The organism is Paraburkholderia sp. CI3, from assembly GCF_050436505.1.
GTDB classification, from domain to species: domain Bacteria; phylum Pseudomonadota; class Gammaproteobacteria; order Burkholderiales; family Burkholderiaceae; genus Paraburkholderia; species Paraburkholderia tuberum.
In genome coordinates, this window is record NZ_JBNDMI010000002.1 from 324,325 (window position 1) to 340,344 (window position 16,020).

Consider the following 16,020-nt stretch of genomic DNA (forward strand, 5'->3'; position numbering starts at 1 on the left):
TGCGTGGCGTTCGGCGACGAACATCGCCGTCGACTCACGAAACCTCGCAGCCCCACTTTCGCAGGGAGCCTCGTTATGTCCACTCATTCGGTCCCGAACGACAAACCCGTCAAGATCCCCGGCCCGGATCATCCAATCACGATCGAGCACCACCACGCGCGCGTGATCGTCATGGCAGGCGGTCACGTGATTGCCGATACGCACGACGCATTGACGCTGCGCGAAGCCCGCTATCCGGCCGTGCTGTACATCCCGCGCAAGGACGTCGACATGACCCGGCTCGAACGCACGGCGCACGCCACTTATTGTCCGTACAAGGGCGAATGCGCATACTTCTCGATTCCTGCGGCCGGCGAGCGCGGCACCAACGCGGTGTGGACCTACGAGCACCCGTACGACGCTGTCGCGCCGATCCGCGAGCACCTTGCGTTCTATCCCGACCGCGTGGATTCCATCACGCAGGAGCCGGCCGCGCACTAGGCGAACGCGCGCGTCATGCCGCGTGCGGGCGCGGCGATCGCGGCGACCGGCATGGCGCGAGCGGCACGGACGGCGCCGCCGCCGCGCGGCGGCCGCTGCTCGCACCACGCAAGCTATCAATCCGAGCGGGTTTCCCTCTCGCGTTCGAAGTAACAGAATCTACCGTCACGCCTGCTCCCTCACTCGGCTTTCATGCCGGCGCCACCCAAATGGGCGCACATCCGACCGCCGGTGCCGCTCATTCTCTTTGCAGTCGGTATTCAATCCGCGCTACAGAGGTGAATCAACATGGCTGAAAAAGTTACATCGACGGAATCCGCGATGACACAGGCCGTGCTCCAGGCGATGACGGCGAACTGCGCCGGCTCGTTCAGCGCTGGCGGCGCGCTGGTCGATGATAACGGGGCTCGCGCCATTTCTGAAGGAAGCGGTGGCCGAAGACCTGAAGAACGGCGGCACGGGGCACGCGGTCGCGATGCTCGACACCCTGCTATCCGCTGCTGTGTCTGCCGGGCGTCGAGGGGCTGTCGAAAATTCGGCGCGCCTTTCTCGAAGTCACGCGCGGCCACGCAGCAAGCTGCTGACGATGCTGCCGCCGCTCTATAGTCAATCGATCAAGGTCAGGCCGGTGCAGGTAACGGATCAGGCCTTGATTCATTCACTCGGATGACGCCTGGCGATATTCGACTACCGACCGGCGAAACGGCAGGGTCTGCAATAGCCCGTGCCATTTTTATGCTTGCCGACTCGCGAAAAATCACGCGCGGAATCGAATCAGGTTCACAGCGTATGCGCGTCGAATGGATCACCCCAACCTTAACAAGACCTTAGCACCTCAGTATTGCCAAATATTAATTTCAGGTCACGCAAATGACTTCTTTACGGTTCAAATTCGTCCCGCACTACCCAAATTCGTTGTCAAACAAAAGGACGAGACATGAAACCGATCACGAAATGGAAGCGTAAGCAAAGCGCAATGTGCGCCGCCGTCGCACTGCTCGCCGGGTTGTACTCGGCAGTCGCAACAGCCGGCGACGATCACGACCACGGCCGCGATCACGATCGCGATCGCGCGTCCGTCAAGCATGTGCTGCTGATCAGCTTCGACGGTCTGCATGAGCAGGACGTCGCGCGTTGCATCGGCGCGAATACGTGCCCTAACCTGGCGCTGCTCGCGAAGTCAGGCACCACCTATACGAACGCGCACACACCGGGACTGTCGGATTCGTTTCCGGGCCTCGCCGCGCTCGTGACCGGCGGCTCGCCGAAGTCCGCGGGGCTGTTCTACGACGTCTCATACGACCGCACGCTCTATGCGCCGTCCGATACCCATTGCACGGGCCCGACCGGCTGGAATGTCGTCTTCGATGAAACGACCGGCATCGACGGCGAGAACGGCGGCGCGCTGATCCATCTCGACGGCGGCGGCGCGTTCAATCCGCAGGCGATTCCGCATGCGCTCGTCAATGGCGTCTGTACGCCCGTCTATCCGCACAACTATCTGAAGACCAACACGGTTTTCGAAGTGATCAAGGGCAACGTCAACGGCGCGCGCACCGCGTGGGCGGACAAGCACGCGTGGGGCTACGACTGGCTCAACGGACCGTCGGGCGCGGGCGTCGACGACCTTTCGCGCACCGAAATAAATTCGATCGATCCAGATACTAATACCTACTACCTCGACACGTACACGCACACGGAGAAGTTCGACAACTACCACGTGCAATCGCTGATCCACGAAATCGATGGCAAGGATTCGACAGGTCAAAAGAACGTCGCGGTGCCGACCGTGTTCGGCGCCAATTTCCAGACGCTGAGCGTCGCGCAGAAGGCCACGGTCGCGTCGGGCGGCGGCTATCTGGATGCGAGCTTCACGCCGGGTCCGCAAGTCGCCGGCGCGATCGCGTATATCGACGACGCGTTGGGACGCGTCGTGTCCGAACTGAAGCAACGCAATCTCTATTCGTCGACGGCGATCATCGTGACCGCGAAGCATGGCCAGTCGCCGACCGATCATTCGAAGCTCGTGAAGAACGGCGATACGCTGACCAAGTTGCTCGAAGCCAACAACTACCTGGATTCGGGCGGCAATATTGGGCAGGCCGCTACGAAGAGCGGCAACCTCAACGACGGCACCGGACTTGTCGGCACGGGTTTCGTCCAGACCGACGACGTCGGCCTGATCTGGCTGCGCGATCAAAGCCAGGTGTCTTCGGTCGTGAAGACGCTGAAAGCCAATCTGAGCTGCAACGCACCCGGCATTTGCGCGGACGGCCCTCAGGCGTACATCCTGTCCGGCCCGCAACTGGCTAACCGGTTCGGCGACCCGTCGCGCGGACGTACGCCCGATATCATCGTTCAACCGAACCCGGGCGTCATCTACACGTCGAGCACGTCCAAGGACGAAGAGCATGGCGGCAACGCGCCCGACGACAGCCATCTCGGCCTCGTGATGTACGTGCCTCACACGCATCACGCCGGGCAGGTCAACGACGAGCCGGTGCTGACCACGCAGGTCGCGCCGACGATCTTGCGTCTGCTCGATCTGAAGCCTGAGCTACTGCATTCGGTCGCGATTGAAGGAACGCGTGCGCTGCCGGAATTCGATCACGAAGACTAAGCATGGCCGTAGTCCACGTATTTGAGTAGTAAGCTGCGCCGCGATCGGTGTTGGAACGATCGCGGCGCAGTCGTTTTTGCGGGGTCCAGCCGCGCGGACCTCGCGTGCCGGCCCGTGCGAGAATGGGAGCCGCCTGAATCTCGCCAATCAGGCGTGCGTCGATTGCCTGACAAGGAGCGCAATGCCATGAACGACATTGCTCTCGGATGCGTCGCGGTGTTGGGGCTGCTGTTATTCGGCCTCGGCTTGTCGGTATCGATGACGCGTTTTCGCGAACGCACCAATGCGGGCTGCGCCGACGATCCGGCCAACCTGCTGCACAAGCTGGTTCGAGCGCATGGCAATACCGCGGAATACGCGCCGTTCCTGGCGGTGCTGTTTCTTTTTCTGGGCGCGAGATCGCCGTCCGCGGTGTCCGTGTCGCTGATGGTCATCGCGACCGCGTGCCGGTGTTTGCTCGTCGTTGGACTGCTTGCATTTCCGACGATGGCGAAGCCCAATCCTTTGCGGTTGGTCGGTGCGCTTGGGACTTATGGGGCGGGGATTGGGTTGTGTCTGGCGCTAATGCGCTGAGGCAAGGTCGGGACCGACGCACAGTGGATAGATGACTTCCCGCGCTAGACCAAAAGAAAATAAGCCCCACCGTGCGGCGGCCGTTGTCCGCGGACGTCGGCAGCACCGCGTCCGGCTGGGCTGCGACGAAGAAAGGCTATTTCGTCAGCATGACGAACCCGAAGTCGATCGCGTTCTACCGCAGCATCTTTGCGTTGATGGTGCCCGCGCATGCGCCGTTGTGGCTCGATATCGCGGTCGTGGCGCTGTCGATCGGCATTTCGTGCGCGTGGTACTGCGCGATGGCGTTGCTTGCCTCGCATCCGTCGGTTCGGCGCACGCTGGTTCGGCGCAAGGCCGGGCTGGATACGGCAGCGGGTGTGCTGTTGGTGGGGGTCGGCGGGCGGATGTTGGCGGGGCGTTGAGCGACTACCGGCGCGCGAAGCGATAGCGCCTTTGCGTGATCAGGCGGACCCAGACTGCGGAGCGGCGCCGCCGCGAATCACGAGTTCCATAAAACCCGTCTGCGGATCAGGCTCCCGCGCGAACGAATAGCCCGGAACCGACACGAGCAACAACTCGACGGTCGTGCGTACCGTGCAGCCGCGCGCCACATGACCGCCGAATACCTGCCCGCGCGCATCCGCGATCGACATGTGCAGATGAGCGCCATCGGGCGAAACGGAGCCTGCGAGGGTCAATATTTCGAGGTCGCCGCGAATTTCCGTCGGCGCTTGCGCGCCAGCGAACCTCAATGCCGCAACGTGGAGGCTGCCGATGCCCTGGACGACGAAGGCCGCTTGCAGGTCGCGTTGACGAAGCGCGTCTTCGACGGCGACGCGAAGGTCGTCGCCGGGAGCGAGTCGGAGGGGATGGGCTTGCATGCCTGGGCCGGTTGAGACGCGGTGGACTCGGGGATTATGCGTGAATGAGGAAGTATCTCACAGGCGCTTGTTTATGCTGGATTCGTGCGGACTCGACGGCGAAAATATATTCAGTTTATATGTACAGTTAAACTGTACATATGCTATGTTTTCGACATGTCACGACAATCACCGTCTTCCCAATCTACCGATCTAGCCGCCCTTGCGGGCGAACTGCGCATTGCCGTGAGCAAACTGGTTCGCCGCGCGCGAGAACATTCGCAATCGAGCGACTTTACGTCGGCGCAGAAGTCGGTGCTGTTTCATCTGGAGCGCGACGGCCCAGCCACAGTTTCCGCGCTAGCGCGAGCGCAGCGCGTAAAACCCCAGTCCATGCGCATTACCGTTGCCGGTCTGGAGACGCTGGGCGTCGTCAAAGGCGAAGCGGATCCAACCGACGGACGCAAAACTCTTATCCATCTCACCCCCACGTTCAGACGAACGCTCAAGGCAAGTCGGGCGGCCAAAGAGGACTGGCTGATCGGTGCCTTGCAAGCGCAGCTATCGCCGCGAGAACAGGCCACGCTCGCCGCCGCGGTGGAACTGCTGCAGCGGCTCGCTGACTCCTGAACGTTTGCAGGTACTTCATCCGAACCGGTATCGAAACGGGCACAGCCCGCGACCTCATCGATTTACTCGATTCAAGGAGCAACTGAAATGGATTGGCCGCATGTCGTCTCTTATTTTTTCGGCGGTGTCCTGTTCGCGAATGCCGTGCCGCATTTCGTCAGCGGTGTGATGGGCGAGCCGTTTCAGAGCCCGTTCGCGAAGCCGTCCGGAAAAGGGCTGTCGTCATCGACCGTCAATGTACTGTGGGGCTTCTTCAATATGGTCGTCGGCTATCTTCTGGTTTTTCGTGTTGGCGACTTTCGAATCGAGGCAACGGGCGATGCCGTGCCATTCGGCCTCGGTATCCTGGCGATGGGCATGCTCTGTGCGCGGCTGTTCGGTCCTTTGCATGGCGGCAACATTCCGAAACGTACTTGAGCGCCTCGTAAACGGTGGTCGGCGCATGTGTCGGACCTGCGGAGTGTCCCTCACGTCGCCTTGACATGCAAGCAATCTCTTGCCTATAGTAAACGCAACAAATTACTTGCCTGTAGCCGTTCATGGCCGAGCGCCCCGACGACACCGACGTGCTATTCAAAGCCCTCGCCGATCCGAGCCGGCGCAAGCTGCTGGATGTGCTGCACGCGCACGACGGCCAGACTCTGAACGACCTGTGCGACCACCTCGACATGACGCGGCAAGGCGTCACCCAGCATCTGGGCCTGCTGGAAGCGGCTAACCTCGTCGTTACCGTACGCAGCGGGCGCGAAAAGTTGCACTTCCTCAATCCGGTGCCGCTGCAGCAGATCTACGAGCGCTGGATTGCCAAGTTCGAAAAGCCGCGCCTCAAGGCGCTCTCGACCCTGAAACGACGCCTGGAGAAAGGCAATGACTAGATCGACGTTCGTCTATGTGACCTATATCCGCACTACGCCGGAACAGTTGTGGTCGGCGCTCACCGACGCGGAGTTCATCAAGCAGTACTGGTTCGGCATGCACTGCGAAAGCGAATGGACGGCGGGCTCGTCGTGGAAACTCGTGTCGAGCGGCGGCCAGATCTTCGACGCGGGCGAGATCGTCGAGGCCGATCCGCCGCGGCGTCTGGTGATCCGCTGGCAGCACCAGATTCGTCCCGAGTTGCAGGCCGAAGGCGATTCGCGCTGCACGATGGAGCTCGAACCGAGCGGAACGGCGGTCAAGTTGACGCTCACGCATACGATCGAGCGCGATCCATCGAAATTCATCGAGGCGGTGTCGGGTGGCTGGCCGAAGATCATGTCCAACCTCAAATCGCTGCTGGAGACAGGCTCGATCGCGTTGCAGGAGGCTTATCCGGCCGATGGCGGGAGTCATGCCGGGAAGGCCTGATGCGGGGATACGCTGTAGAGCATCAGGTGTGTGGCTTCATCGTGGGGCCGAACGATGCATCTTAGGTTCGACGGTCGTCCATCCGCGAGATCACGCTGATAGAATCGTCTGCCCGACCCTCGCCCGTCTCAGGAAATCAGCATGGAAATCCAACCCTATCTGTTCTTCAATGGCCGTTGTGAGGAAGCCATTGAGTTCTATCGTTCGGCGCTCGGCGCGCAGGAGTTGCTGAAGCTGCGCGCGAAAGACGCGCCGCCCGATCCCGCTCGCCCGGTGGCGCCCGAACACGCCGACAAGATCCTGCACGCGACGCTCGTCATCGGTAACACGCACGTGCTGATGTCGGATGGCGATTGCCGCGGCGGCAATGCCGTGCATGCGGGCTTTAGCTTGTCGGTCACCGCCGACGACCAGGCGTCCGGCGAAAAATACTTCAACGCGCTGGCGGACGGCGGACAGATCACGATGCCATTCCAGCAGACCTTCTGGACCAGCGGCTTCGGCACGTTGATCGACCGCTTCGGCGTGCCCTGGATGGTCAATGTGCGGCACGAGGAGCCCACGTCATAGCATTGAAGCGGGCCGGCGTTCCATATCACACGCACACGCGAGCGCCGCTTCGCCGCGGCGCAACTACCTGTCCGTTCCGTCTTTCCATGAGTCATGTCTGCCAGGAAGGCTGCGCCTGCTGCGCGCGGTTCCGCGTCTCGTTCTATTGCGGCGAAGCCGATTCGATGACCCCGGCGGTGTGCCCGAGTTGCTGACGACACCCATCTCGCCTCATCGCGTCGCCATGCGCGGGACCGAGAGCAAGCCTGCGCGCATGGAACGGCGACCAATGCGCCGCCGCGCCTAAGCGACGCTTACTGCGTCGCGGACGCCGTGCTCGCCGGCGTGCTGTGGACCGACGCGGCGTCGCTCGCGGCGGGCGCTGCGCTCGCCGCCGCGCCCGCCTCGGCGTTCGCACGATTTGCCGCGTCGCTATCGCCCGGTGTGCCGCGCGGGCTCGCCGAATTGCTCATGACACCGCTGCTCACCTGGCCCGTCGAGATACCGCCATTCCCGGCCGTCCGCTTGCAGCCGGACGCGCCCGCCAGCAACGCAACGGCCGACAGCGCGATCAGCATGTTTGCCGAAACCTGCCGCATGATTCGCTCTCCCTGGGATGACTCGCCTCTTGCAGCGAAGCATGCGCCATGCCCAATAGCCACACCGGGCGCGCGTCTACTCGCGCGCGTACGCGGACCAGGTCGAGCAGGACTACGAGGTGTTCCGCCACGCGTGCCGCAGCGGCAAGCTGGAAGCACGCACCGACTCCGACATGGCGGCCGACTTCGTCGCCTGGACGAGCGCGGCGTGGGGCTTGCCATCGAGGCCCGGTCGTTCAAGCCCCGTCGGCCTCACCGACGACGCCGAACTCGGCGGTCGTCTTCACGTAGAACAGATGCAAACCTTCCGCGCGCAGTCGATCGAACAGCCGATCGGCTTCGTCGCTCGTCACCGCCATCACGACGGACAACGGCTGATCGGCAAGCTCGAAGAAGTGCGCGGAGTGAATGCGATGATGATGGCCGATGCCTTCGCAAGCCGGGATCAGGGTCGCGCCGCGCAGGCCGAGTTCGCTCGCGAGACGCACGAGCCAGTCGGCAAGCGGCTTGCCATGATGGCTGCGCCCCTGCTGGGTAAAGAACGTGATCTGAAAGCCGTGCATGTCGGTGCCTCCCCGATGCGGATCGCGCTGTGTGCGCAAGGCGATCCGCACGCGAGCCGGTGGCCGCATTGCGCCGTCCCCTGCCCGCTCACTTTTGTAAGCGGAAACCTGCAGCGCCGCGTGAGGCGCCGGTTGCAACCGATTCGGGCATCCCGGCTTGCCGCAGCACGGCTCAGGACGGTCATGACACAAGTCTAGGTGTCGGGCCGCGCGAGTGCCAGGTCGAAACTGGTCACGTGCGGCGCGGCCCCGGCTCACTGACCGTACACGTCGAAATCGAAATACTTTTTCGCAATGCGGTCGTAAGTGCCATCGGCTCGGATCTCGGCAATGGCTTTGTCGATCTTTTCCTGCAGATCGGTATCTTCTTTACGCAAACCAATCGCTGTGCCGCTGCCGAGCGTTTTCGCGTCGTAAAGCGGATTGCCGGCAAATCCGAAGTCCTTGCCGCGCGCGGTGCGCAAAAAGCCGATATCGGCTTGCACTGCGTTTTGCAGTGACGCGTCGATACGGCCGGCAAGCAGATCCGAATACACCAGATCCTGATCCTGATACGGCACGATCGCGGCGCCGGCCGGCTCCCAATACGTCTTCGCGTAGGTTTCCTGAATCGAGCCCTGCTCGACGCCGATGCGCTTGCCCTTCAGCGCTTCCGGCGTCGGCTCGATCGGCGAGCCTTTCTTCGCGACCAGACGCGTCGGAATGCGGAACACCTTCGACGAGAACGCGATCTGCGCCTGACGCGCGGGCGTCATCGACATCGTCGACAGCACGCCGTCGAATTTGCGGCCTTTCAGCGCGGGAATCATGCCGTCGAACGAATTCTCGATCCACACGCATTTCGCGTTGAGCCGGCGGCAGATCTCATTGCCGAGATCGATATCGAAGCCGACGAGCTTGCCGTCGGCCGCTTTCGATTCAAACGGTGGGTAGCTCGCGTCGACCCCGAACCGCACGGTCGACCAATCCTTGGCGATTGCGCTTCCGGACGAGACGGCCAGCAGCGCAATCGTCAGGGTTGCCAGCATGGCTTTCATTGTTGCTCCTTATTGGTCATTTGAAGAATTCAAACCGGCGGCACGGCGACACATGCGGACCGCGCGAAACCCGACATTCGACCGGGATCTGGTCGCCGGCGCAAATTCATTAAAAAAATCAATTTATGCAACGCGCGCATAGATTGGCGACTAGACTTCCAGATTCCGATCAGTCACAGGTGACTAAAAACGGTACGGCGCCGCTTAGAGATTCAACGTCGCGTCTTATCGCGGCAACGCAGTCTGTTTCAAAATAAATGCGCGCCGATCGGCGTCGGCTTTTCGCGCGCCATTTTATTGAACAGATCGCAATGACACTAATTCACTCGATGAGCAGCCGATAAGCGCCGCGCGGATTTACGCACACAAAACGACCACCAACGGACAACCGTGCGCCGGTTGCTTTGCCATAGGTTGTCACTTAGAATTTTCCGCAAGGCCTCCTGAGGAACCGATGACATGGCTGCGAACAACGGAAAACCGGTGTCGTCGTTCGTTCCTCGGGGAATGCCTGGCCTCTGGGTCGTCCTGTTCGTCATCTGGATGATCGCCAATGCATCGCTCGCCGTCGAACCCGCACTCGTCGGTCTCGTCATTACCTTCGTCATCGCGCGTGTCTTCGTGTCGTCGAGCGAAGCATGGCAGCGCCTACGTCTAACGCCAGGCGCACCGTATCACTTCGCCGCGTATAGCGCGACCTTCGTCGTCGAGCTCGTACGCGCCAATCTGAACGTGATGGCGCTGGTGTACTCGCCGCGTATCGACATCAAGCCGGGCATCGTCAGGGTTCGCACGCGCCTCCAAACACCGCTTGGCCGTCTCGCGCTCGCCAATTCGATTGCGCTCACGCCGGGCTCGCTCGTCATGGATATTCGGGACGACATACTATTCATTCACTTGCTCGACGTGAAGACGACCGATATCGACGAAGCGACCGAGGCACTCGTCGCACCGTTCGAAAAGCATCTGGAGAAAATCTTTGGCTGAGATCATGCTCCGGATCGCCGCCGTGCTGATCTTCTTCGCGATCCTGTTCGGCGTGATCCGTCTCGTGATCGGCAAGACCCTCGTCGACCGCATCGTCGCGATCGACATGCTGACGGTCGTCTCGCTGTCGCTGATCGCGCTGTACGCGCAAGTCTCCGGTCGTTTCGTCTATATCGACGTCGCACTTGTCTATGCACTGCTGAGCTTTCTCGCGGTGCTCGCGATTGCGCGCTTTCTCGAAAGGGGGCTGTGAGCCATGCTCGAACTGCTCCTGCTGCTGATGTGCGCGAGCATCCTCGTGAGCGGCGTACTGGCCGTCTGCCTGAAGAATCTGCTGGCCGCGATGGTGAGCTCGGGGCTCGCGAGCCTGTTCGCCGCGATAGCCTTCCTGCTGCTCGCCGCGCCCGACGTCGCGATGGCCGAAGCCGCGATCGGTTCCGGACTCGCGACCTTCATCTTTCTGTACGCGATCCGCAAAACCGGTTATCAGAAGGGCTAGCGCATGTTCGAACTGATCGGCAGCGTGTTCATCCTGGTGGGCGCCGTCTTTCTGTTCTCCGCCGGCCTCGGGCTGCTGCGCATGCCGGATGCGTACACGCGCATTCAGGCCGGCACCAAGGCGTCGACGCTCGGCAACATGCTCGTGCTGATCGGCCTCGCGTTCTATCACCCGAACTGGACCTTCCGTCTGATCCTGCTGATCTACTTCGTGCTCGTGACCAACCCGGTGTCCTCGCATGCGCTATCGCGCGCCGCCTGGCTGATCCGCACGCCGATGACCTCGTCCACGATCACCGACGCACTCGCCGACGAAGGCGGGCGCACCGCGGGGGAGGCCGAATCATGATGCGTCGCGCGTTTGCGCTGCTGACGGTGCTGCTGTTCGCGGTCGTGTTCTGGCGGCTGGTCGGCGGCTACACGGAGTTGCAGGCGCTGCGCCCGCTCGCCTGGTATTACGTCGTCAGAGGGCCGCTCGAACTCGGCGCGCCGAACATCGTGACCGGCATTCTGATCACCTTTCGCGGCTTCGATACACTCGGCGAAGTCGCGGTGCTGTTCATGGTCGCGGCGAGCGTCGGGGTGCTGCTGAAAGAGGAAAGCAACGCGACTTCCGCCGCTGCGGCGGACGAATCCGCGCCCGCGCGCCGCCCAGCCGGCGAGATCGTACATACCGGCAAGCAGGTGCTGCTGCCGATGATCCTCACCTTCGGCGGCTACGTGATCGTCAACGGCCATCTGTCGGCGGGCGGCGGTTTCCAGGGCGGCGCGATCGTCGCGTCCGCCGTGATGCTGATGCTGCTCGCGCGGCCCCGCTCGACGCTGAACGTCGCGCTGCTGAGCGTCGTCGAGTCGCTCGCCGGCGCGATCTACGTGTGCATCGGCATTCTGGGCCTCGTGCTCGCGGGCGGTTTTCTCGACCCGCGCTTTCTGCCGCGCGGCGAGTTCGGAGCGTTCTTCAGCGCCGGCGCGATCCCGCTGATTTCCACGCTGCTCGGCGTCAAGGTCGGCGCGGAGCTGAGTGTCATCATCGACCGGTTCAGAAGCTGAACGAGAAGGAGAGCGCATGAGCACGGGCATCCCGGTTTCGAAGATCCTGCTGATCACGGGCTTCTGCCTTTCCTTGATCGGCCTGTGGGGCATGCTGACCCACCGCAATATCCTGCGCATCATCATCGGCTTCGCGGTGATCGACACGGGCCTGCACATCGTGATGGTCGCTACCGGTTACGTCACGGGCGGCACCGCGCCGATCATCGACGCGGCGCTCAGCAAATCCGCCGCCGCGCACCGCGCAATCGATCCGATTCCGTCGGCACTCGTCGTCACGGCGATCGTGATCGGGCTATCGGTCACCGCCATCATGCTGTCGTTCGCGATCCGTCTTCATGCCGCCAAAAAGACGCTTTCCATCGACGCCTTCACCGAGTCGAAATGGTAGCCGCGCTGTTTCATCCGCTGCACATCTTCATTCTCGGGCTCGGCGGCGGCTTCGCCATTCCGCTGCTGTACCGGCTCGGCAAGCCATGGCTCACGCTCGGCTTTTTCATCGCGTTGTGCGGCATCGTGCTCGTTTCCGGCGTGTCGTTCTACGGCCTGCTCGACGGCGGCGACACGATCGAGGTGCTGACCGCGGGCGCGCTGCCGCCGGTGTCGATCAATCTGCGCTTCGGCCTGTGGGAAGGCTTCTTCACATTCAGCGTCAATGTGGTCGCGCTGCTCGGCGCATTGCATCTGTGGGACCGTCTGCGCGGCAACTACGCGGCGTTGCTGCTGTATCTGATTCTGGTGATGGGCATCGACGGCATGGTGATGACCCGCGACCTGTTCAACCTGTTCGTGTTTCTCGAGATCGTGTCGATCGCGACATACGGCCTGTTCGGGCTCGAGCGCACGCCCGCCGCGCTCGCCGCCGCGTTCAAGTACATCTTTGCGACCGTGATCGCGTCGACGCTCTTTCTGCTCGGCGCGGTGCTGCTCTACTACGTGAGCGGCACGCTGAACATCGACGAACTGCTGTCGCTGCGCGACCAGCTCGGCGGCCCGATCGGCACGACCGCGATCCTGCTCGTGTTCGCGAGTCTCGTGATCGAGCTGAAGCCGTTTCCGGCCAACGGCTGGGGGCTCGACGTCTACGAGACCGCGCCGAGCGGCGTCGGCGCGATGGTATCGGTCGGCGTATCGGCGGGCGTGTTTTTCGCGCTGCTGAAATTGCTGCCGCTGTTCGACGGCCTGCTGACGCTGCTCGCCGTCTCGGGCGGCGTCACATTCCTGTTCTCGAACCTGCTCGCGATCAAGCAGACGAAGCCGCAACGCTTGCTCGGCTATTCGTCGATCGGGCAGATGGCGCTGTTGATGCTGTCGCTCGCGTTGTTGCGCCAGATCGGCGCGGACGCATCGATCCCGCTCGTCGTCGGCGGGCTCTTCATCAACCATCTGTTCGCGAAGGCGGGGCTGTTCTGGCTGATCGGCGTGCTGCGGCGGCACGGCGACGATGCACGCGCGATCCTGTCGCGCAGCCCGTTGCTGATCGGCCTGCTCGGCCTCTTCATGGTCGCGATCGCGGGACTGCCGCCATTCCCCGGCTTCTGGGCGAAGTGGGAACTCGTGATGCGCCTCACCGCCGCCGACAAGCCGTACTGGATCGTGTTGATCCTGACCGGCTCGCTGCTCGAAGCGGGTTATATGTTCCACTGGTTCGTGCGCGCATTGGCTCCGTCCGACGTCGAGGCCAAAGCCCGGCCGAACATCGCCGCGCTGTTGCCGCTGTTCGGCGTCGCCGTGCTGCTGATCGCGGCGGCCTATATGGCAGCCGTGTTCTCGGGCGTCGTGTCGGCGTGGATCTTCTCGCCGCTCGCGGCGGGTGCGCTGTTCTATGCGGCCGATCGTCTGCCGGGGCGCGTGAAAGGCGTGCTCGCGGTGATCGCGATTGGATTGATCGGCAGTCTGCTCTGCGAGGGCTCGCGCGGTATCGCCGGACTGTTCGCCTGGCTGCTGCTCGCGGGCAGCCTCTTGATCGCAGCGGCGAGTCTCTATCGCGACGACGTGCGCGCCGGCTTCTATCCGATGCTCGTCGTGCTGTCGCTGTCGATTCCGGCGCTGCTGCGCTCATCCACCTCGCTCGAGTTCTTCTATAGCTGGGAAATCATCACGCTGTCGTCGTGCTTCCTGATCGCGAAGTGCCGGCGCGCGGGACCGCACGTGCTGACCTTCCTGCTGTTTTCGCTGCTGGCGGCGTTCTTCCTGCTGGCGGGCTTCGCCAACGTCGCGGCGATCGACGACAGCATCGCGCTGTCGGCGTTGATCCATTCGGGACCGGAGGCGAACCGCGCGTTCGTGCTGCTCGCGGCGGGCTTCCTGATCAAGGCCGGCGCGATCGGCGTGCACGTATGGCTGCCGGGCGCCTACACCGAAGCGGAAGACGACGTGACCGCGATGCTGTCGGCGGTGGTCAGCAAGGTCGCGATGTTCGGCCTGTTGATCGGCACCTATCTGACGATACGCTCGGAGGTCGGCCTCGAACTCGCGCACGCGATGACCTGGATAGGCATGCTGACGACCCTGTTCGGCGCGCTGATGGCGTTGCGGCAGAACGACTTCAAACGGATGCTCGCGCTGTCGAGCATGAGCCAGACCGGCTATATCGTCGCCGCGATCGGCCTGATGAGCCATCTCGGCTGGGTCACCGCGCTGTATCTGGTCGCCAATCACATGTTCGTGAAGGGCATCCTGTTCCTCGCGCTCGCAGGCGTGATCTCGCGCACCGGCACGCGCAACTTCGCCGATGTGGGCGGCCTCGCGCGCGAGATGCCGCTCACGTTCGCGATGGTCGTGATCGCGCTGGTGTCGATGTCGGGCCTGCCGCCGCTGATGGGCTTCGGCGGCAAATGGCTGCTGCTGAGCGCAATGACCGACAAGGGTTGGTACGGGCTCGCCGTGTGCGGGCTGATCGCGACCTGCGCCGGCTTTCTGTACATGCTGCGCCTGCTGAACGGCGTCTTCCTCAAACCGCGCCCGCCGCAGCGGCCGCAGGTGCGCGAAGCGCCTGTGATGCTGCTGGTGCCGCAGTTGCTGTTCGTGGTCGGTATCGTGATCCTGTCGTTCTTTCCGAAGGTGTTGCTCGAACCGGTGTCGGCCGCGATCGATCCGCAGTTCGCGGCGACACTGGTGTGGGGCGGCATGTCGCTCGAAAGCATCTACGGGTTCTGGAATCCGACGCCGGTCGTGATCGTCGTGCTGATCGTCACGGCGATCGTGTTCGGGCTCGGTGTGCTGTACTACCGCAGCCGCCGCGGCAATGCGCGCACCGCCCCGGATTTTTACCACTTCTACCGGCCGATCCTGAGCCGCACGGTGCCGCCGGTCGCGCAGATGTTCTGGCGCGGCATATCGCACTTCGCGCTCGTGGCGGCGGCTCGGATACGCCGCGTCTATACCGGCAACGGGCAGACCTACGCGCTCTATGTGCTGCTGTATTTTCTAGCGATCTATTTTGCGAGCACGGGGCTGAGTCCAGCGGGGACACCGTAAGGGTGCACCTGGCCCTGGCGCAGCGGCATGGACCGGCCCACGTGCGGCAACGATCGCCTCGGAGCCAGGCGTCGGCGAACTCAACGATCATCGAACGAGATATTCTTCCGCTACCCAGCCGTCCTTGGTCAAGCGCACGCCTTCGCGCAGTTGCATGGTGCCCGCGCCTTCGATCACGCGCGCCACCATGGGAAACACTCGCTGGAACTCAGGAGTCCTGGCAAAAGGCGCCGGGTCGATCTTATAGGTGTAGAGCACCGAGGTCCTGGTCTCCCCGTCGTGAGTCTGGGGCGGCTCCCAGCCCACCACCTTGTCCAGGGTCAGCGTGGCTACGCAAAAATCGGCGTCGTGTGTGACCGTCTTGCCGGGCGTCGCCACCACCACCGGCTTGTGCAGGTAGAACTTCTTGCCTTCGTCGGTCAGCACATACTCGCGTCCCGGCGCCTCGATCCTGGCCCCGTCCTCGCCAGTGCGCTCGACCGTCATGACGGTGCTCTTGACGAGGCCCAGCTTTTCCATCACCGGCAATTGCAGCGCATCGCGGGAATGCGTGACCACGATGTCCTGATCGGCCACGTGGATGGGCCAATCGTATTTCGCCACGCACAGGTGGCCGCGATCGGCCAGGTAGTGCGTGATGGTGTTGGTAAAGTTCTCCGCGGTAGGCTCGGCCTTGTTCTGGCAACCGCCCAGCAGGAACGACGCCGTCATGGAAACCGCAATGGCAGTGCCGCGCACCGGATTCGAAAAATGCATCATCGTGGA

At 62.8% G+C, this 16,020-nt stretch carries 21 protein-coding genes and 1 pseudogene; 17 read left to right on the forward strand and 5 right to left on the reverse strand.

Going from position 1 to position 16,020, the window contains the following annotated elements; all coding sequences use genetic code 11:
- Positions 1-75 precede the first annotated feature (75 nt).
- The 5 genes and pseudogenes from OKW29_RS04300 to OKW29_RS04320 form a co-directional block, all read left to right on the forward strand.
- Positions 76-480: a DUF427 domain-containing protein gene (locus tag OKW29_RS04300; protein WP_429290110.1), complete on the forward strand. Its 405-nt coding sequence runs from the start codon at positions 76-78 to the stop codon at positions 478-480.
- 430 nt (positions 481-910) lie between these two features.
- Positions 911-1,150 carry a hypothetical protein gene (locus tag OKW29_RS04305; RefSeq protein WP_429290111.1) on the forward strand — a complete coding sequence of 80 codons (240 nt, stop codon included), beginning with the start codon at positions 911-913 and terminating at the stop codon, positions 1,148-1,150.
- A 267-nt stretch (positions 1,151-1,417) separates the two neighbouring features.
- On the forward strand, positions 1,418-3,100 hold the full coding sequence (locus tag OKW29_RS04310; RefSeq protein ID WP_429290112.1) for an alkaline phosphatase family protein: 1,683 nt from the start codon (positions 1,418-1,420) through the stop codon (positions 3,098-3,100).
- Positions 3,101-3,286: 186 nt separating this feature from the next.
- Positions 3,287-3,673, forward strand: a complete 387-nt coding sequence (locus OKW29_RS04315) for an MAPEG family protein (RefSeq protein WP_184068340.1) — start codon at positions 3,287-3,289, stop codon at positions 3,671-3,673.
- 56 nt (positions 3,674-3,729) lie between these two features.
- Positions 3,730-4,077 (forward strand): annotated as a pseudogene (locus OKW29_RS04320) (LysE family translocator); the annotation flags it as partial.
- Positions 4,078-4,116: 39 nt separating this feature from the next.
- On the opposite strand, the gene OKW29_RS04325 reads toward OKW29_RS04320, so the two are convergent.
- A complete protein-coding gene (locus OKW29_RS04325; protein WP_429290113.1) occupies positions 4,117-4,536 on the reverse strand; it encodes a PPC domain-containing DNA-binding protein in 420 nt (139 codons plus the stop codon).
- 156 nt (positions 4,537-4,692) lie between these two features.
- Here OKW29_RS04325 and OKW29_RS04330 point away from each other — a divergent pair, with 156 nt between their 5' ends.
- From OKW29_RS04330 to OKW29_RS04350, 5 genes are all read left to right on the forward strand, one after another.
- The gene (locus OKW29_RS04330) at positions 4,693-5,145 is read left to right on the forward strand and encodes a MarR family winged helix-turn-helix transcriptional regulator (protein WP_090810567.1); all 453 of its coding nucleotides are present in this window, start codon (positions 4,693-4,695) and stop codon (positions 5,143-5,145) included.
- A gap of 87 nt (positions 5,146-5,232) precedes the next feature.
- Entirely contained in the window at positions 5,233-5,562 is a 330-nt protein-coding gene (locus OKW29_RS04335) for a hypothetical protein (RefSeq protein WP_184059163.1), read from the forward strand.
- A gap of 122 nt (positions 5,563-5,684) precedes the next feature.
- The gene (locus OKW29_RS04340) at positions 5,685-6,020 is read left to right on the forward strand and encodes an ArsR/SmtB family transcription factor (RefSeq protein ID WP_018422741.1); all 336 of its coding nucleotides are present in this window, start codon (positions 5,685-5,687) and stop codon (positions 6,018-6,020) included.
- Positions 6,013-6,492 (forward strand): SRPBCC family protein, encoded by a 480-nt coding sequence (locus OKW29_RS04345; RefSeq protein WP_429290114.1) that lies wholly within the window; start codon positions 6,013-6,015, stop codon positions 6,490-6,492. Before OKW29_RS04340 ends, OKW29_RS04345 begins: the two co-directional genes overlap by 8 nt.
- A gap of 141 nt (positions 6,493-6,633) precedes the next feature.
- A complete protein-coding gene (locus OKW29_RS04350; protein WP_429290115.1) occupies positions 6,634-7,062 on the forward strand; it encodes a VOC family protein in 429 nt (142 codons plus the stop codon).
- A 293-nt stretch (positions 7,063-7,355) separates the two neighbouring features.
- On the opposite strand, the gene OKW29_RS04355 is transcribed toward OKW29_RS04350, so the two are convergent.
- The 3 genes from OKW29_RS04355 to OKW29_RS04365 all read right to left on the reverse strand — a co-directional run bounded on the left by OKW29_RS04355 (position 7,356) and on the right by OKW29_RS04365 (position 9,240).
- Positions 7,356-7,640, reverse strand: coding sequence for a hypothetical protein (locus tag OKW29_RS04355; RefSeq protein ID WP_184059165.1), 285 nt, complete (start codon positions 7,638-7,640; stop codon positions 7,356-7,358).
- A 236-nt stretch (positions 7,641-7,876) separates the two neighbouring features.
- Positions 7,877-8,203, reverse strand: a complete 327-nt coding sequence (locus OKW29_RS04360; protein WP_184023499.1) for a DUF190 domain-containing protein — start codon at positions 8,201-8,203, stop codon at positions 7,877-7,879.
- A gap of 254 nt (positions 8,204-8,457) precedes the next feature.
- Positions 8,458-9,240: an ABC transporter substrate-binding protein gene (locus OKW29_RS04365; protein WP_184023501.1), complete on the reverse strand. Its 783-nt coding sequence runs from the start codon at positions 9,238-9,240 to the stop codon at positions 8,458-8,460.
- A gap of 459 nt (positions 9,241-9,699) precedes the next feature.
- Between OKW29_RS04365 and OKW29_RS04370 the strand changes: the two genes are divergently transcribed.
- The 7 genes from OKW29_RS04370 to OKW29_RS04400 are packed head-to-tail and all read left to right on the forward strand — an operon-like array spanning position 9,700 to position 15,255.
- The gene (locus OKW29_RS04370) at positions 9,700-10,227 is read left to right on the forward strand and encodes a Na+/H+ antiporter subunit E (protein WP_429290116.1); all 528 of its coding nucleotides are present in this window, start codon (positions 9,700-9,702) and stop codon (positions 10,225-10,227) included.
- Positions 10,220-10,480, forward strand: coding sequence for a monovalent cation/H+ antiporter complex subunit F (locus tag OKW29_RS04375; protein WP_018422733.1), 261 nt, complete (start codon positions 10,220-10,222; stop codon positions 10,478-10,480). Before OKW29_RS04370 ends, OKW29_RS04375 begins: the two co-directional genes overlap by 8 nt.
- A 3-nt stretch (positions 10,481-10,483) precedes the next feature.
- On the forward strand, positions 10,484-10,726 hold the full coding sequence (locus OKW29_RS04380; protein ID WP_018422732.1) for a hydrogenase subunit MbhD domain-containing protein: 243 nt from the start codon (positions 10,484-10,486) through the stop codon (positions 10,724-10,726).
- A 3-nt stretch (positions 10,727-10,729) separates the two neighbouring features.
- Positions 10,730-11,074, forward strand: coding sequence for a monovalent cation/H(+) antiporter subunit G (mnhG, locus tag OKW29_RS04385; protein ID WP_090810583.1), 345 nt, complete (start codon positions 10,730-10,732; stop codon positions 11,072-11,074).
- On the forward strand, positions 11,071-11,775 hold the full coding sequence (locus tag OKW29_RS04390; RefSeq protein ID WP_429290117.1) for a Na(+)/H(+) antiporter subunit B: 705 nt from the start codon (positions 11,071-11,073) through the stop codon (positions 11,773-11,775). The genes mnhG and OKW29_RS04390 overlap by 4 nt, the downstream gene beginning before the upstream one ends.
- 16 nt (positions 11,776-11,791) lie before the next feature.
- Complete coding sequence (locus tag OKW29_RS04395) at positions 11,792-12,166, forward strand: sodium:proton antiporter (protein WP_184023510.1); 375 nt, start codon at positions 11,792-11,794, stop codon at positions 12,164-12,166.
- On the forward strand, positions 12,160-15,255 hold the full coding sequence (locus OKW29_RS04400; protein ID WP_429290118.1) for a complex I subunit 5 family protein: 3,096 nt from the start codon (positions 12,160-12,162) through the stop codon (positions 15,253-15,255). Before OKW29_RS04395 ends, OKW29_RS04400 begins: the two co-directional genes overlap by 7 nt.
- Before the next feature lie 87 nt (positions 15,256-15,342).
- On the opposite strand, the gene OKW29_RS04405 is transcribed toward OKW29_RS04400, so the two are convergent.
- Positions 15,343-16,014, reverse strand: coding sequence for a hypothetical protein (locus OKW29_RS04405; RefSeq protein WP_429290119.1), 672 nt, complete (start codon positions 16,012-16,014; stop codon positions 15,343-15,345).
- Between the last annotated feature and the right edge of the window lie 6 nt (positions 16,015-16,020).

Coding starts and splice junctions, on each gene's coding strand:
- OKW29_RS04300 (WP_429290110.1), top strand. CDS start 76: ATGTCCACTCATTCGGTCCCGAACGACAAACCCGTCAAGATCCCCGGC.
- OKW29_RS04310 (WP_429290112.1), top strand. CDS start 1,418: ATGAAACCGATCACGAAATGGAAGCGTAAGCAAAGCGCAATGTGCGCC.
- OKW29_RS04315 (WP_184068340.1), top strand. CDS start 3,287: ATGAACGACATTGCTCTCGGATGCGTCGCGGTGTTGGGGCTGCTGTTA.
- OKW29_RS04325 (WP_429290113.1), bottom strand. CDS start 4,536: ATGCAAGCCCATCCCCTCCGACTCGCTCCCGGCGACGACCTTCGCGTC.
- OKW29_RS04330 (WP_090810567.1), top strand. CDS start 4,693: ATGTCACGACAATCACCGTCTTCCCAATCTACCGATCTAGCCGCCCTT.
- OKW29_RS04335 (WP_184059163.1), top strand. CDS start 5,233: ATGGATTGGCCGCATGTCGTCTCTTATTTTTTCGGCGGTGTCCTGTTC.
- OKW29_RS04340 (WP_018422741.1), top strand. CDS start 5,685: ATGGCCGAGCGCCCCGACGACACCGACGTGCTATTCAAAGCCCTCGCC.
- OKW29_RS04345 (WP_429290114.1), top strand. CDS start 6,013: ATGACTAGATCGACGTTCGTCTATGTGACCTATATCCGCACTACGCCG.
- OKW29_RS04350 (WP_429290115.1), top strand. CDS start 6,634: ATGGAAATCCAACCCTATCTGTTCTTCAATGGCCGTTGTGAGGAAGCC.
- OKW29_RS04355 (WP_184059165.1), bottom strand. CDS start 7,640: ATGCGGCAGGTTTCGGCAAACATGCTGATCGCGCTGTCGGCCGTTGCG.
- OKW29_RS04360 (WP_184023499.1), bottom strand. CDS start 8,203: ATGCACGGCTTTCAGATCACGTTCTTTACCCAGCAGGGGCGCAGCCAT.
- OKW29_RS04365 (WP_184023501.1), bottom strand. CDS start 9,240: ATGAAAGCCATGCTGGCAACCCTGACGATTGCGCTGCTGGCCGTCTCG.
- OKW29_RS04370 (WP_429290116.1), top strand. CDS start 9,700: ATGGCTGCGAACAACGGAAAACCGGTGTCGTCGTTCGTTCCTCGGGGA.
- OKW29_RS04380 (WP_018422732.1), top strand. CDS start 10,484: ATGCTCGAACTGCTCCTGCTGCTGATGTGCGCGAGCATCCTCGTGAGC.
- mnhG (WP_090810583.1), top strand. CDS start 10,730: ATGTTCGAACTGATCGGCAGCGTGTTCATCCTGGTGGGCGCCGTCTTT.
- OKW29_RS04390 (WP_429290117.1), top strand. CDS start 11,071: ATGATGCGTCGCGCGTTTGCGCTGCTGACGGTGCTGCTGTTCGCGGTC.
- OKW29_RS04395 (WP_184023510.1), top strand. CDS start 11,792: ATGAGCACGGGCATCCCGGTTTCGAAGATCCTGCTGATCACGGGCTTC.
- OKW29_RS04400 (WP_429290118.1), top strand. CDS start 12,160: ATGGTAGCCGCGCTGTTTCATCCGCTGCACATCTTCATTCTCGGGCTC.
- OKW29_RS04405 (WP_429290119.1), bottom strand. CDS start 16,014: ATGATGCATTTTTCGAATCCGGTGCGCGGCACTGCCATTGCGGTTTCC.